Genomic DNA, 13787 nt, shown 5'->3' with positions numbered 1-13787 from the left:
TTTGACATCGAGCGATGACTGTGCAAAAAACAGTCTAAAAGCGGGGGAATTGCCGGGGAAATTCGGCGCAAAGCTGTTATGCTTAATTAAAGTTACGCGGTCACTGAAGAGCTCACGATGAAATATCAGCAACTGGAAAATCTGGAGAGCGGTTGGAAATGGAAGTACCTGGTGAAGAAGCACCGGGAAGGGGAAGCTATTACCCGCCACATTGAAAACAGCGTTGCTCAGGAAGCCATTGAAGAGCTGCTGAAGCTGGAAAATGAGCCGGTAAAAGTGCTGACGTGGATTAGCCACCATATGAATCCGGAACTGGATAACCGGATGAAGCAGACGATCCGCGCACGGCGTAAACGTCATTTTAACGCAGAACACCAACATACGCGTAAAAAATCTATCGATCTGGAGTTTTTGGTTTGGCAGCGTTTGGCTGGCCTGGCTCGTCGCCGTGGCGTGACTTTGTCAGAAACCGTGGTTCAGTTGATTGAAGATGCGGAACGTAAAGAGAAGTATGCCAGTCAGATGTCATCGCTGAAACAGGATTTAAAAGCCATTCTCGGTAAAGACGAACAGTAAGTCCCCGCTCCGTGATTCCTTGAAAGGGGGCACGTAGCCAGTTACGCTGATTTTGAGCGAAAAAAAAACCCCGCATAGCGGGGTTTTTTACTAAGAGTGGTAGCTTAGCCTTGTGGCTGAGTTACAACGTCTTTGATACCTTTAACTTCGATCTCTACGCGACGATCTGGTGCCAGGCAATCGATCTGTGCTTTGGTAGCACGGCCAGCTTTGTAGCCACAGGTGTTACCAGTGACGGAATCAGCTTCGCCCATACCACGTGCAGAGATTTTGTCTGAAGGAATACCTTTAGATACCAGGTAGTCAACAACGCTTTGAGCGCGTTTTTCAGACAGTTTCTGGTTGTACTGGTCAGAACCAACGGCGTCGGTGTAACCCAGAACTACAACAGAACCATCTTTAGGATCCATGGAGCTCAGCTGAGTGTACAGCTGGTCCAGAGCCTGTTGGCCTTCTGCTTTCAGAGTGGATTTGTTGAAGTTGAACAGCACGTCAGACTTCAGAGTGAAACGCTTGGTTTCAACAACTGGAGCTGGAGCCGGAGCTGGTGCTGGAGCAACAACATCATCCTGACCGAAACGGTAAGAAACACCCAGGCTCAGCATGGTGTTGTCTGGACGTGCGCCGACAGTACCTGCATCACCGATGTTGCTAACGAATTGGTAGTCCAGGCGAGTAGCCCAGTTTTTGGTCAGTGCGTACTCAACACCCACTGCAGCCAGCGGAGAAACGCCAGTGTCGTGGTCGCTCAGACGAGTGCCATTGCCGTAGTTAGCTTTGGAATCTGCACGCCATACCATACCACCCAGACGAGTGTAGATGTCCAGATCGTCGATGATTGGGTAGCTCAGTTTAGCTGCCAGTTGAACGCCCTGTGCTTTGAAAGCACCGTTGTTCACGCTGCCTTTGTAAGGCATACGGCCAAGCCAGTCATAGCCCAGCTCGAAGCCCAGGTATTGGTTCGCCTGGTAACCCAGGAACGCGCCAGCACCCAGTTGATCTTTATGGGTCGGACCATTGCCGATACCATTCTGGTAACCGTTGCCGTAGAAACCAGTGTCATGGTACTGGGACCAGCCCAGTTTAGCACCGGTGTACCAGGTATTATCTTTTGGGGCGGCTTGCGCTACGGTAGCGAAACCAGCCAGTGCCACTGCTAATGCGATAGCTGTCTTTTTCATTTTGCGCCTCGTTATCATCCAAATAGGCAATGAGCTTTAAAGCTGTTTTAAGCCCTTGGTTAAATTCCTTCGCCAAGGTTTGAGCCCTCGTTTGTTACTCGGCCAGTTTATCTGGCGTTATAGAGCAACCTTGGCGATGTAAAGTCTACAACGTGGCGCGAAAGTTACAAGTGTGATGTGATAAAGCTCTAAAAAAAAACGCGGAATCGTACATATTTACTAACATTAACCGGCAAAAAAACGAGCATTTTGACGTTCGTTTTGGGGCGCGGAACCGCAGCCGCACTCGCTTTGCCCCTGATCCCATAAAGGTTCCCTTGAAGAATGATGAAAATGATGGGAAAAATCCTAAATTTACTTAATGATACAAAGAAGAGTGAATTTTTAGGGTGGAACACTGTCCGTGAACCGGGTTTATGTCACGTTGAGGACGCATAATGAACCCATAAGCGTTACCTAATTCTGCCGCACGTCTTAATTTTAGACGATCTTCTTCTGTAAGATCGGGCAGCCAGCCGAGTACGACACTGTAATTTCCCGTCAGTAACGCTTTTTCCATCGCTTCGACAGTGTCCAGCGGACTGATTTGGCTCAGCTGCACCACTTTCCCAACCGGCAGGCCGGACTGCTGTAGCCACCGTTTGCTCAGCTTTTGCTGTGGAGTCAGCCATAACAACCAGCGCGACTGCATGCCCAACTGCTGTAGCAAAGGCAGCAACAGTTGCGCCACTGCGGGCTGATGCTCGTTGTAAACAAGTTCACTGATAAGGCCATTCTTGTTGCCGGCATCTGTGTTTTCTGCAGCATTGTTCACCGCAAAAGAGGTGTGGCTGAAATGGGTTTTGTAGAGTGATTGAGTACGCATAAAGTATCCCGCCCGTAGTGTCACTGTATGTTTATACAGTACATCCAGTTGCCATTAAGATCAACCCAAATCTTCGTGGCACCTCGCATAATCGCGATCATTTTTTATACGATCAACTTTTATGATTGGCATGACCACGGATAGTGCGTATTTTTCTAATTACTTGTTCGCGTTAGTTTTATTTCATTGATACGGGAAATGATAGAACGGTAACCTACACCAGGAGAACGTTATGAAAGGGACATCAACGGGAAGGATCGCACAGGCCAAAGCCTGTTTTTACGCATTGGGCGGTATCACCACACGCTCACAGTTCGGAGGCTATGGCATACTGGCTGACGGCATCATGTTTGCCGTGATCGCCGAAGGAGAGCTTTATCTCCGCGCTACGGAAGGGCTGGAATCTGTCTTCCGTTCGCGCGGCATGGTCAATATGGTCTACTCCAAACGCGGGGTGCCAATTACCATGCGCTATTACTGGGTGGATGAAGCCATGTGGCGAGACAGGGAGGAGCTGATAGGATTGGCCTGGCAAGCCATCCGGGAGGCGCGGCGGGAGCTTGAGGTTAAAGCTGACAATCAGAGTCGATTAAAAACCTTACCGAATATCGACATCAATATGGAGCGCCTGCTGTGGCGAGCCGGTATTCGTAATGTTTATGATTTACGACTCAATGGGGCTAAGCGCAGCTATCTGAGGCTGTTGCAACAGCAAAAGAATTTAGGGCTACGGGTGCTGCTATCATTGGGTGGGGCCATTGCCGGTTACCATCATGCGGCCTTGCCTTCGCAATTGCGCAGTGAACTGACGCAATGGTTCGAACGTACCATGATGTTGCTGAGCCACGGTCACAATCCAACAATAAGGGGCCTGATAAATAGCCCCGAATGATTATGCCGATTTACCTATTTGCGTATTAAGCATCGTCAGTTCCGGCAAGAGTTCAATCACCAACCCAATCTGCTGCAGTACCAATTGATCTTTACTTTCCGGCTCCGGCGTTGCGTGTTGAATACGTTCTGCCAAGCTTTCTAATGCCTGAGTGATGCGCCGGTTGTCCTGCTCCTCCTGGTGCAGGGCACCATCGACATAGCAAACGGCATCATTCAGCAGATCCAAGGTCGCAGGGTTATTCAGGCGTTCACGGTGTGCACCGAGCGCAGAGATATAGCTCAATAAGGTGTGGTTCAAACAAAGCAGGCGGAATGCAGCGTCCTGAATAGCCTTATTAGCCTTGGGATCGGCAGACATATTTGAAATCACCGATGCCAGCTCTGCATCACTGTTGTGCGCATCCCGACGAGCAATACGATACGCAAGGCCGTTGTCTTTGCCCTGATGGTATTGCACCAGAATGGCATCAAGATAACGGCAATTAGCGTTCAGCGTTTTACTGACCACCGTCGGCAATTGACGGAATTTCCAGTCAGGCCAGATAAAGCTGACCGCGGCCCAAGCGATGGCGCAACCCAAAAGCGTGTCGTATACGCGCGGTGCGGCGACTTCGAAACCTTCGCCCAGTAGGTTAAAGCACAGCAATACCAGCAGGGTGATAAACATGGTGGCATGTGCGTACTGCACGGTGCGAAAAGCAAAAAACAAAACGCCGCTAATCACAATCAGCACCAGTTGGCCTTCCACCGAGGGCACAAAATAGAGGATTGGCAGCCCGACAAGAATACCGGCCAGTGTGCCGATTATCCTCAATGCCAGCCTGCGGCGAGTAGCGTTGTAGTTGGGTTGGCAGACAAACAGGCTGGTTAACAGGATCCAATAACCATGCTGCATCCCTGTAAATTGAATAAAGGCATAACCAATACACAGCACCACAGACATGCGAATGGCATGGCGGAACAAGGCCGATTGCGGCGTCAGATGGCGGCTGATGCGCAAGCGAATATCGCTCCAGCCGGTGAGCCGGTCATCCGACAGGCTGTTCTCTTCCACCTGGCCGTTGGCCAATGCCTGTTCGGATTCAATATTTGCCAGCTGTGCGTCAATCGCGCGCAAATTTTTCAACAGGTGCGACAGCGCCTTGGTCAACTCGCGATTTTCCGGGGTCAGGGTAACGCGAGCCAAAGCTTCATCAATGCGAGCAAAGGCAGGTTCGAAGCGAATGTTATGCTGATATTTTTGCCGCATCAAAATCGACTGGGCCAACTGCTGGCAGGCGCGAGCCTGCATGCTGAGCAAGCGCTGAAAGCGGAACAGGATATCGCTATGACGGAATTGTCGGCTTAGCGCCTGGTATTGAACGTGCGCGGAGCTGGCGCGTTCATGGATGTCCTGCGCAACGAAGTAATAATGCAGTGTCCGGCGGGTGCCTCGTTGGCCGCGATCGCCTTTTAACCGCGTCAGCAATGAAGCTTTGGTTTGGTTGAGGATAGTCACCAGCGTGCTGTTGGCCATGGCAACGTCCATCCAGGGCAGGTCTGCATCCTGTTCGGCGTCGGGATCAAACAGATTGGCTTTGGCGTCCAGATAATTCGCCAACTGGTCGTAACAACGCGCCAGGTTTTCCTGTAAAGGGCGGATAGGGAAGATCAGATGACCTATCAGCGTCAACAGGTTGTACCACAGGGCACCAATGATCAGCAGCATAGGCTGTTGATACCAGGCGTCATACATCGAAGTGCCGAGCATGGTGTAAACCGCGATCAGCAAGGCACCAAATGCAATGGTGGCGTAACGTTGCCCCAGAGCACCTAGCAGAATAAAGCCACAGGTGGAAGTCGTCAGGCCAAGCGCGAACAGCCAGGGATAGGGAAACAGCAGTTCAATGGAGGCGGAGGCAACAAAAAAACACACCAGCGTAATCAGCAAGTTGCGTAGTCTGCCGGTCAGGCGGTCGTCCAAATCGGTCAACGCCGCCGCCACCACCCCCAGAGTCAGGGGAATAGTGAGTTTCGGAATACCGAGCCACCAGGGGACGGCGGCTGCGCCGGCCAGCGCAATAAAAATACGCAGGTCATAAAGCAGGTTGCTGTTGTAGGCATAACGGCGTATTGCTGGTGCAAAAGAGAGCACAAAAAACTCCTCGGGCGGAGAAAAAATTAACGCTGCTGATACTGACGACGGGCATTTTCAGTTCTGGCCTGTTGCGCCATTTCTACTGAGACCACGCGACGCCCAACCGGCCACAGGGCAATGGCGGCGATTTTGAAATTGGCAATGCCCACCGGAATGCCAATAATAGTTACGCACTGCACAATACCGGCGGCGATATGCGACAGGCAGAGCCACCAGCCGAACAGGATCAGCCAGACAATATTCAGCAGCGAGCCGCTGGCGGAAAGCAGCGCATTACTTTTTTCCGGGTAAAGCTCATTAACGTGAATAGCTTCATTACCGAACGGCAGTAACGACAGCTTGGTGATCTCCCAGCAGGAGCGAGTCAGTGGCAGGGTGATGATCAACAGCACGCTAAATACCGTGGCGATCAGCCAGCCCAGGGTAGTGACAAAACCGCCCAACACAAAATTAAGAATATTCAGTACAGTACGCATAGTCGTCATTCTGCTCTAATGATGGCCAAACCGCGATGCGGTTGCGTTTGCTATCAAAACGCAAAATCTATTCTACCCTTTTTTTAGCGCTAGAGTGCCACTGCTTATCGCAGGTAAACTGGCAGATATCCGTTATTTAATCTCAACATAGTCATGGCGCGAAGATATGGAACTTAAAGCGACATCGCTGGGGAAACACCTGGCTCAGCATCCTTATAACCGCGTGCGGTTGCTGCACGCCGGGGTCGAGGTGAGCGGTGAAAAGCATGAATACCTTATCCCTTTCAATCAGTTGATTCAGGTTAGATGCAAGCGCGGCATCGTCTGGGGCGAGCTGGAGTTTGAGCTGCCGGATGAAAAAGTGGTACGCCTGCACGGGACTGAATGGCAGGAAACTCAGCGTTTCTATCATTACCTCCAGCAGGCCTGGCAGCAATGGAGCGCTGAGATGAGCGAGGTCAGCGCCGGCGTTTTGCAGCAACAGGTCGAACATATTCAGCGAATTGAGCAACAGGATAAGTGGTTTAAGAAATCCGAACTGGGCAAGTTGCAGCAACAGATTCGCCAGTCTTTCGGTGCTTTGCCAATGCCGGTCGCACGGCTGGAGGAATTTGACAACTGTCGGGAAGATTATCAACTCTGCCGCCAATGGCTGCAGCACGGGTTGCACAGCGTGGAGCAGCGTAACCGGCAGTGGACCGAACGGATGCTGGAGACGCATCATGATTTCTTCCAGAACATCGAAAGCTCACCGCTGAACGACTCGCAAAGTCGCGCCGTAGTTAACGGTGAAGACTCGGTATTGGTATTGGCCGGAGCAGGCAGCGGAAAAACCTCGGTATTGGTAGCGCGCGCGGGTTGGCTATTGCGTCGTCAGGAGGCCGAACCTGGGCAAATACTGCTGCTGGCATTCGGTCGCCAGGCGGCGGAAGAGATGAACGAACGCATTCAGGAACGGCTGGGCGGCGTGGCTATCCAGGCCAAAACCTTCCATGCGCTGGCACTACAGATTATCCAACAGGGCAACCGCAAGGTGCCGGCGATCAGTAAGCTGGAAACCGACAGCAAGGCCCGGAGGGCTTTGCTGATTGCCCATTGGCAGCAGCAGTGCGCAGAGAAAAAAGCCCAGGCTAAAGGCTGGCGCCAATGGTTGATTGAAGAGTTGGAATGGGAAGTGCCCGAAGGCGATTTTTGGCAGGACAAGCGCCTGGCGGAGCGGTTGGCCGGCAGACTCGAACGCTGGTTGGGCCTGATGCGCATGCACGGCGGTAGCCAGGCAGAAATGATCGAACAGGCGGATGAAGAAATCCGTGACCTGTTCTCAAAACGCATTCGCTTAATGGCTCCTTTGCTCAAGGCCTGGAAAGGGGCGTTGAAAGAGGAAGGGGCGGTGGACTTCTCAGGCCTGATCCACCAGGCGGTCAATATCTTGGAGAAAGGTCGGTTCGTCAGCCCGTGGAAACACATCCTGGTGGACGAGTTTCAGGACATTTCACCCCAGCGTGCGCAATTACTGGCGGCGTTGCGTAAACAAAATAAACAAACCTGCCTGTTTGCGGTAGGTGACGACTGGCAGGCCATTTACCGCTTCAGCGGGGCCGAGCTGACGTTGACCACCGCCTTTGCCGAGAACTTTGGCGAAGGTGCCCAGTGTGCGCTCGATACCACTTACCGTTTCAATGATCGTATCGGCGAGATCGCGAACCGTTTTGTGCAACAGAACCCGCATCAGCTGAAAAAACCGTTGAACAGCCTGAGCAAGGGCAATAAGAAATCGGTGATTTTATTACCGAATGAGCAGCTTGAAAATCTGTTGGACAAGCTGAGCGGTTATGCCAAGCCGGATGAGCGAATTCTGGTGCTGGCGCGCTATCACCATTTGAAACCGCAGGCGCTGGCAAAAGCGGCGACCCGTTGGCCAAAACTGACCCTCGAGTTTATGACCATTCACGCCAGTAAAGGGCAGCAGGCGGAGTACGTGATCATCGCCGGTTTGCACCAAGGCAGCGACGGTTTTCCGGCGGTCGCGCGTGAGTCGGTACTAGAGGATGTTTTGTTGCCGCAGCCGGAAGATTTCCCGGATGCCGAAGAGCGGCGACTGCTGTATGTAGCGCTGACTCGCGCCAAGCATCAGGTCTGGTTACTGCAGGATCGTGAACGTCCGTCGGTCTTCGTTGAACAACTGCAGGATCTCGGCGTTCCTGCTCAGAAGAAGCCTTAAAATTAAGGCCTGGTGGAAACCAGGCCGCGAGCGTTACTTCAGGCGATCCTGCAAATAGCGCTGATAATCAGGAATAGCAATTTCCACTTCACGTTTGAAGAGTGAAGAATCGATCAGGAAATCCGCCGTTGAGCGGTTGGTGGCGACGGGAATGTTCCATACCGTCGCCAGACGCAGCAGGGCTTTCACATCCGGATCGTGGGGAACCGCATTGAGGGGATCCCAGAAGAAGATCAGCATATCTATTTTGCCCTCGGCAATCAGTGCGCCGACCTGCTGATCGCCTCCCATCGGGCCGCTTAACATGCTCTGTACCGGAATGCCGCTGGCACGCTGGATCAGGTTACCGGTAGTGCCGGTGGCGTACAGTTGATGATGCTCAAGGACGGATTTGTTTTCTTCAACCCAGGCAAGCAGGGCTTGTTTGCGGTGATCGTGTGCCACCAGCGCAATGTGTTTACGCGCGGCGATAGTGCGGGTAGTAAATTCCATCTCGATGTCCTTCGCTAATCAGGGGATGTGCGACAGATTACTGAAACTGTTTTTCACTGCCTAGCGTTTACACCTGAAAATGCGAAGAAAGCGCGCCTTTAAATAAAGGCGCCGGTAATCTTAACGCACGGGCTGTTTATTCGCCCACTGGAGGAAACGCTTTTGCGTCTCTTTGTCCGCCTGCTGGAACCAGTATTGCAGCATCTGTTCGGAAACGTTTTCACCCTTCAAAGTGACCGTGGGGGAGTTCAGCGCGGCACTGGCGAGCGGAGAGGAAGGCGTAGTCGCGCGCACCTGGGTGAAAGCCGGCACCGAGGCCGGGCGGTTTTGACTGTTGTAGTCCGCCATGACTTTTTCCAAATCGACGCTGAGCGTGGCGCCATCGGCATGCAGCACGTCGTGTTTCATCGCCAGCGCGTTACCGTTCTTATCAATCACTTGATAGTTGAGCGTTTTATCGAATCTTTGGCCATCACGTACATTTTCAATGCGTGGCAGCTCAATGGCAACGGAGCTGACATTCTGCGTACTGAAGGTCGCGATCAGCGGAGGGGAGGTATAGGCAGTTTGTTCGTGCTGCCCTGAACGTACAGACTTGGCCACTTTAAACAGCAACTGATGTTGCCCGCCATCCAGCTCCAGGCTGTCGGCACCTTTTAACAACGCTCCTGTCATTTTCTTGCCGTCGACCACCAGCAGATCGATGTCCGGGGAGAGTTTCAGGGTCGTAGCCACGGCAGGCATGCTGATACTGATGCTGAGCAGCCCCGCAACCATCAGACCAAATTTCATGGTTATCTCCTTATAAGTGGCATCGCTATTAGTGTTGAACACGCCATAGATTGTGTCAAAGTTTTTCAGCATTACGGTTTGGTTTACAAATGTACACATTTATTTTCATTTGGACATTTATTTGAGCCGGATATGCTGGCAGTGACAGCATCAGACCGCAAAAGTGGCTGGGAGTTTCCGCATGGTTGCGTTTAGCCGATTTAAAGCCGATAGAGTACACTCGGAACAGGGAAATCGCCCGTTGATGATTGGAGCCGAAGATGCAAGACCATGAGATTGCCGACCTGCTCAAGCAGGTGAAAACCATTGCGCTGGTGGGTGCCAGTGATAATCCGTCCCGGCCCAGCTTTGGTGTCATGGCTTATCTGCTGTCACAGGGATATCAGGTAACGCCGGTCAGCCCCAAGCTGTCAGGGCAAACGTTGCTTGGCCAACAGGCCTATGCCACGCTGAAAGATATTCCGCACCCGGTGGACATGGTTGATGTGTTCCGTAATTCAGAGGCGGCGTATGGCGTAGCGCAAGAGGCGATTGCGATTGGTGCCAAAGCGTTATGGCTGCAAATTGGCGTCATTAATGAACAGGCCGAGGCATTGGCGCGTGAGGCAGGATTGAAGGTGGTAATGGACCGTTGCCCTAAAATCGAGCTTCCTCGCCTGGGTCTGGAGCGCTGAAAGCCGGTAAAAGAAAAGGCCTGACAAATGCCAGGCCCTTATTGGGTGTTTCTCAGGCCTGGCTAATCAGTTGCGCAGGCGCGGGGCTTGGAGCTGGTGACGGATAGATTCCGCCAACTCGTCCAGTGAAGGTTGTTCAGGATGGGCATCCTGGGCTTCGCCGTCCAGCTGTGCTTCTGCCAGATAGGTATGCACCGGTTGGCCTTCTTCGTCCTCCATCACCACGTGGTACCAAGGGGCGAAACGTAGATCGGTATTCGCCGCTATTTCATCAGCTTTAGGCTGTTCCATGGAGTATTCAGGGTCGATATCAATTACCACCCCCAAGTACCCCAGCAGCTTATGCCGAACCTGTTGTCCGATACCGAATTTGCTGGCAATCATGATGACCTCCTGAGAAACAGTGCCTTGCTCTCTATATGAGGGCAAAACAGCGTATTTCAAGTTACATCACCCGACACGCAAACCCTTTCAAATACAGCCCTTCAGGGTAAGTCGCAATTACCGGGTGATCGGCAGCCTGACGATACTGCTCTATAAATTGTACATCACGCCCGGCATCTACAGCGGCATCGGCCAAAATTTTCTGGAACAAATCGGTAGGCATCAGACCGGAGCAGGAGAAGCTCAGCAAAATACCGCCTGGATTCAGCAACTGAAGCGCTAACATGTTGATATCTTTATAGCCACGGCAGGCACTGGCCAACTGGTTTTTATTCTCGACGAACTTCGGCGGATCCATAATGATCAGATCGAATTTTTCACCCTGCGTGCGGTAGTTGCGCAGCAGTTGGAACACGTCATCGCGCACAAACTCGGCCTTGCTCAGATCCAACCGGTTCAGTTCAACGTTCTGCTTGGCGATATCCAACGCCGCTTGCGACGTATCTACGCTGATGACCTGTGAGCAACCACCCATCAATGCAGATACCGCGAATGCGCCGGTATAAGAGAAGCAGTTAAGCACGCGGCGGCCGGCGGAATAGTTACGGGCAGCCAGGCGGCTGTCGCGCTGGTCGAGGTAAAAACCGGTCTTATGGCCCTGCTGAATGTCCACCAGCAACTTCATGCCATGCTCGGTGATCGGCAACAGAGCAGGGGGCAGGTCACCCAATACCGGCCCTTGCGCCAACGGCAGGCCTTCTTTTTTACGCACCGCGACGTCTGAGCGATCGTAAATGGCGCATTCCGGGTAGCAATGCTGCAAGGCGGTAATCAGCGCAGCACGCTGATACTCGGCGCCGGCAGAAAGCAATTGCAATACCAGGAAATTCTGGAAGCGATCGATGGTGATGCCCGGCATGCCGTCGGATTCACCGGCGATCAGACGGTATCCGTCCAACCCGTCGCGCTTCGCAACCCAATCACGCCAGCTTTGTGCCTGCTGTAAACGGCGGATGAAGAATTCGATGTTAACGTCTTCATCCTGCTGGAAAGTCCAGACACGGGCACGGATTTGCGATTCAGGCGAGTAGGCGCCGCGCGCCAGCCATTTGCCCTGCGCGTCGTGAATATCGATGGTTTCGCCGGACAGGGCTTTACCTTCAATACGTTGAACGGCACCGGAGAAGACCCATGGGTGGCGACGGAGTAAGGACTTTTCACGTCCTTTGGCGAGAAACAGGCGTACGGTCATAATTAAGAATGCTGCCAGCTAGGTAAAAAGAGTGACATTGCCGTGCGAACGCACAGAAAATGCCATAAACGAAATTCGATAAGGGGCCGATTATGACACAAGTTTGTATTGCTGCGTATGTCTATGGCGTGGTGCAAGGGGTAGGGTTTCGCTACAACACCCAGCATCAGGCGACGGCGTTGGGGTTAAGCGGATATGCGCGCAATCTTGATGACGGCAGCGTCGAGGTGGTGGCCTGCGGCGAGCAACCGCAGGTGGATAAACTGGTGGAATGGCTGAAAAGCGGCGGTCCGCGTAGCGCACGTGTCGATCGCGTGCTGGTGGAACCGCGCGGTACGGCAGATTATCAAGGCTTCAGCATTCGCTATTAGCGTCTCAGATGCATTTTACCGGCTTCGGCAAACCGGCGATTTTTGTTGCCTGTTTGGCCGGGCCTTTGGGGAACAGGCGATAGAGGTAGCGGCTGTTGCCTTTCTCCTCTCCGTACTTCTGCGCCATAGCTTTGACCAGCATGCGGATCGCCGGTGAGGTATTAAATTCCAGGTAAAAGCCGCGCACGAAGCGCACCACTTCCCAATGCGCTTCGGTTAGCGTGATTTCTTCCTGCTCGGCCAGCAGCGGCGCCAGGGCCTCGTGCCAGTCGGCGCTGTTTTTCAGGTAACCCTGTGCGTCAGTTTCAATAACCTGACCTTGATACTCCAACATACTGCCTCGGTAACGGGTAATTCAGAACGGCCGCCAGTTTAGCAAACTTTTACCGCCGCAAAAAATAAAGCCCCGCCGGAGCGGGGCTTTGGGTATGACTCAGACGCCGAATCAGTTGCTGCGCGCGAAGCCCAGAATGCTCAACAGGCTGATGAACATGTTGTACAACGATACGTACAGGCTGACGGTGGCGCGAATGTAGTTAGTCTCGCCGCCGTGAATAATGTTGCTGGTTTCCCACAGGATGGCGCCGGCGGAGAACAGGATAAACAGTGCGCTAATCGCCAGGTGCAGGGCCGGGATCTGCAGGAACAGATTGGCGATCACCGCCACCAGCAGTACTACAAAACCGGCCATCATCATTCCGGACAGGAACGACATATCCTTGCGGGTGGTCAGCACGTAGGCCGAACAGCAGAAGAACACCACTGCGGTGCCTCCCAGCGCCAGCATGATCAGGTCGCCGGCTCCGGTATTAATAAATGAACTGAGGATGGGGCCCAGGGCATAACCCATAAAACCGGTCAGGGCGAATGCCGCCAGGATGCCTGCAGGGCTGTTAGCCAGCTTGTGGGTCAGGAACATCAGCCCGTAGAAGCCGACCAGCATCAGCAGCAGGCCCGGTGCCGGCAGCCCCAGCATGGTGCTGGCGGTTGCGGTGAGCGCCGAGAAAGCCAGCGTCAGTGAAAGCAGAAAATAGGTGTTACGCAGAACCTTATGCGTACTCAGCAATGAGTCGCGCGAGGAGGATGAGACGACAATACGGTCCATAATGATCTCTCTTAGTCAGGTCATCACAAAATTAGTGACGATGATAGGCAGCGCAAGCGTTTGATTAAAGTTTGTTTACCAATCTTTACCCTTAGTTATCATTGCTGCAACCTTGAGCCGGAGTTGGCGGTTTCTTCAACGCTCAAGCGTGAGGTGCTGGTTTTTCGTTCGGTTGAACGGCCTTGGGCTTTACAAGCGGATCAGCTCTGTTTATAGTTCGCCTCGTTGCGGAGGGGTGGCCGAGTGGCTGAAGGCAACGGTCTTGAAAACCGTCGACGGGAAACCGTTCCAGAGTTCGAATCTCTGCTCCTCCGCCATAAATTATGACCCCGTGCTCTCTGAGCGCGGGGTTTTTTATTGGGTTTGA

The 13787-nt window shown here is 52.9% G+C and carries 15 protein-coding genes and 1 tRNA gene; 6 read left to right on the top strand and 10 right to left on the bottom strand.

The features are described 5' to 3' along the window. The first annotated feature begins 117 nt into the window (after positions 1 to 117). Positions 118 to 576, top strand: coding sequence for a macrodomain Ter protein MatP (gene matP / locus AC1RKC_RS05005; protein WP_041415290.1), 459 nt, complete (start codon positions 118 to 120; stop codon positions 574 to 576). Between the two features lie 104 nt (positions 577 to 680). Here the strand turns inward: matP and ompA are convergent, their stop codons facing one another. Both ompA and sulA read right to left on the bottom strand, forming a co-directional pair. Further along, positions 681 to 1757 carry a porin OmpA gene (gene ompA, locus AC1RKC_RS05000; RefSeq protein WP_020826172.1) on the bottom strand — a complete coding sequence of 359 codons (1077 nt, stop codon included), beginning with the start codon at positions 1755 to 1757 and terminating at the stop codon, positions 681 to 683. A 358-nt stretch (positions 1758 to 2115) separates the two neighbouring features. After that, positions 2116 to 2622, bottom strand: coding sequence for an SOS-induced cell division inhibitor SulA (gene sulA / locus AC1RKC_RS04995; protein ID WP_020826173.1), 507 nt, complete (start codon positions 2620 to 2622; stop codon positions 2116 to 2118). A gap of 232 nt (positions 2623 to 2854) precedes the next feature. On the opposite strand from sulA, the gene AC1RKC_RS04990 reads away from it, so the two are divergent. Next, positions 2855 to 3514: a TfoX/Sxy family DNA transformation protein gene (locus tag AC1RKC_RS04990; protein ID WP_234529341.1), complete on the top strand. Its 660-nt coding sequence runs from the start codon at positions 2855 to 2857 to the stop codon at positions 3512 to 3514. Here the strand turns inward: AC1RKC_RS04990 and yccS are convergent, their stop codons facing one another. Continuing rightward, complete coding sequence (gene yccS, locus AC1RKC_RS04985; RefSeq protein ID WP_261135166.1) at positions 3515 to 5650, bottom strand: YccS family putative transporter; 2136 nt, start codon at positions 5648 to 5650, stop codon at positions 3515 to 3517. It abuts the gene before it with no gap. Positions 5651 to 5676: 26 nt separating this feature from the next. Beyond that, a complete protein-coding gene (locus AC1RKC_RS04980) occupies positions 5677 to 6129 on the bottom strand; it encodes a YccF domain-containing protein (protein ID WP_020826176.1) in 453 nt (150 codons plus the stop codon). Positions 6130 to 6295: 166 nt separating this feature from the next. On the opposite strand from AC1RKC_RS04980, the gene helD reads away from it, so the two are divergent. Beyond that, positions 6296 to 8350, top strand: coding sequence for a DNA helicase IV (helD, locus tag AC1RKC_RS04975; RefSeq protein WP_261138396.1), 2055 nt, complete (start codon positions 6296 to 6298; stop codon positions 8348 to 8350). Between the two features lie 33 nt (positions 8351 to 8383). Here helD and AC1RKC_RS04970 read toward each other — a convergent pair whose 3' ends face one another. Then, entirely contained in the window at positions 8384 to 8842 is a 459-nt protein-coding gene (locus AC1RKC_RS04970; protein WP_020826178.1) for a methylglyoxal synthase, read from the bottom strand. Positions 8843 to 8962: 120 nt separating this feature from the next. Then, positions 8963 to 9634, bottom strand: a complete 672-nt coding sequence (locus tag AC1RKC_RS04965; protein ID WP_046375058.1) for a DUF2057 family protein — start codon at positions 9632 to 9634, stop codon at positions 8963 to 8965. Between the two features lie 260 nt (positions 9635 to 9894). Here AC1RKC_RS04965 and AC1RKC_RS04960 point away from each other — a divergent pair, with 260 nt between their 5' ends. Beyond that, positions 9895 to 10308 (top strand): CoA-binding protein, encoded by a 414-nt coding sequence (locus tag AC1RKC_RS04960; protein ID WP_046373973.1) that lies wholly within the window; start codon positions 9895 to 9897, stop codon positions 10306 to 10308. Between the two features lie 66 nt (positions 10309 to 10374). On the opposite strand, the gene hspQ is transcribed toward AC1RKC_RS04960, so the two are convergent. Both hspQ and rlmI read right to left on the bottom strand, forming a co-directional pair. Beyond that, a complete protein-coding gene (gene hspQ / locus AC1RKC_RS04955; protein WP_020826181.1) occupies positions 10375 to 10692 on the bottom strand; it encodes a heat shock protein HspQ in 318 nt (105 codons plus the stop codon). A 61-nt stretch (positions 10693 to 10753) separates the two neighbouring features. Next, positions 10754 to 11944 carry a 23S rRNA (cytosine(1962)-C(5))-methyltransferase RlmI gene (rlmI, locus tag AC1RKC_RS04950; protein ID WP_044549619.1) on the bottom strand — a complete coding sequence of 397 codons (1191 nt, stop codon included), beginning with the start codon at positions 11942 to 11944 and terminating at the stop codon, positions 10754 to 10756. Positions 11945 to 12036: 92 nt separating this feature from the next. Here rlmI and yccX point away from each other — a divergent pair, with 92 nt between their 5' ends. Then, complete coding sequence (gene yccX / locus AC1RKC_RS04945) at positions 12037 to 12315, top strand: acylphosphatase (protein ID WP_020826183.1); 279 nt, start codon at positions 12037 to 12039, stop codon at positions 12313 to 12315. 4 nt (positions 12316 to 12319) lie between these two features. Here yccX and tusE read toward each other — a convergent pair whose 3' ends face one another. Further along, positions 12320 to 12649, bottom strand: coding sequence for a sulfurtransferase TusE (tusE, locus tag AC1RKC_RS04940; RefSeq protein WP_020826184.1), 330 nt, complete (start codon positions 12647 to 12649; stop codon positions 12320 to 12322). A 111-nt stretch (positions 12650 to 12760) separates the two neighbouring features. After that, entirely contained in the window at positions 12761 to 13420 is a 660-nt protein-coding gene (gene yccA / locus AC1RKC_RS04935; protein WP_004942825.1) for an FtsH protease modulator YccA, read from the bottom strand. 229 nt (positions 13421 to 13649) lie between these two features. Between yccA and AC1RKC_RS04930 the strand changes: the two genes are divergently transcribed. After that, positions 13650 to 13737: transfer RNA gene (locus tag AC1RKC_RS04930), tRNA-Ser, on the top strand. Positions 13738 to 13787 lie beyond the last annotated feature (50 nt).

The organism is Serratia sp. GW822-FHT06E05 (assembly GCF_058799445.1).
The sequence above is the reverse complement of the archived record's forward strand: the minus strand, read 5'-3'. Positions and strand labels throughout refer to the sequence as shown.

What these genes read in the sequence shown, in the direction of transcription:
- matP (WP_041415290.1), top strand. Translation starts at nt 118, where the DNA reads ATGAAATATCAGCAACTGGAAAATCTGGAGAGCGGTTGGAAATGGAAG.
- ompA (WP_020826172.1), bottom strand. Translation starts at nt 1,757, where the DNA reads ATGAAAAAGACAGCTATCGCATTAGCAGTGGCACTGGCTGGTTTCGCT.
- sulA (WP_020826173.1), bottom strand. Translation starts at nt 2,622, where the DNA reads ATGCGTACTCAATCACTCTACAAAACCCATTTCAGCCACACCTCTTTT.
- AC1RKC_RS04990 (WP_234529341.1), top strand. Translation starts at nt 2,855, where the DNA reads ATGAAAGGGACATCAACGGGAAGGATCGCACAGGCCAAAGCCTGTTTT.
- AC1RKC_RS04980 (WP_020826176.1), bottom strand. Translation starts at nt 6,129, where the DNA reads ATGCGTACTGTACTGAATATTCTTAATTTTGTGTTGGGCGGTTTTGTC.
- helD (WP_261138396.1), top strand. Translation starts at nt 6,296, where the DNA reads ATGGAACTTAAAGCGACATCGCTGGGGAAACACCTGGCTCAGCATCCT.
- AC1RKC_RS04970 (WP_020826178.1), bottom strand. Translation starts at nt 8,842, where the DNA reads ATGGAATTTACTACCCGCACTATCGCCGCGCGTAAACACATTGCGCTG.
- AC1RKC_RS04965 (WP_046375058.1), bottom strand. Translation starts at nt 9,634, where the DNA reads ATGAAATTTGGTCTGATGGTTGCGGGGCTGCTCAGCATCAGTATCAGC.
- AC1RKC_RS04960 (WP_046373973.1), top strand. Translation starts at nt 9,895, where the DNA reads ATGCAAGACCATGAGATTGCCGACCTGCTCAAGCAGGTGAAAACCATT.
- hspQ (WP_020826181.1), bottom strand. Translation starts at nt 10,692, where the DNA reads ATGATTGCCAGCAAATTCGGTATCGGACAACAGGTTCGGCATAAGCTG.
- rlmI (WP_044549619.1), bottom strand. Translation starts at nt 11,944, where the DNA reads ATGACCGTACGCCTGTTTCTCGCCAAAGGACGTGAAAAGTCCTTACTC.
- yccX (WP_020826183.1), top strand. Translation starts at nt 12,037, where the DNA reads ATGACACAAGTTTGTATTGCTGCGTATGTCTATGGCGTGGTGCAAGGG.
- tusE (WP_020826184.1), bottom strand. Translation starts at nt 12,649, where the DNA reads ATGTTGGAGTATCAAGGTCAGGTTATTGAAACTGACGCACAGGGTTAC.
- yccA (WP_004942825.1), bottom strand. Translation starts at nt 13,420, where the DNA reads ATGGACCGTATTGTCGTCTCATCCTCCTCGCGCGACTCATTGCTGAGT.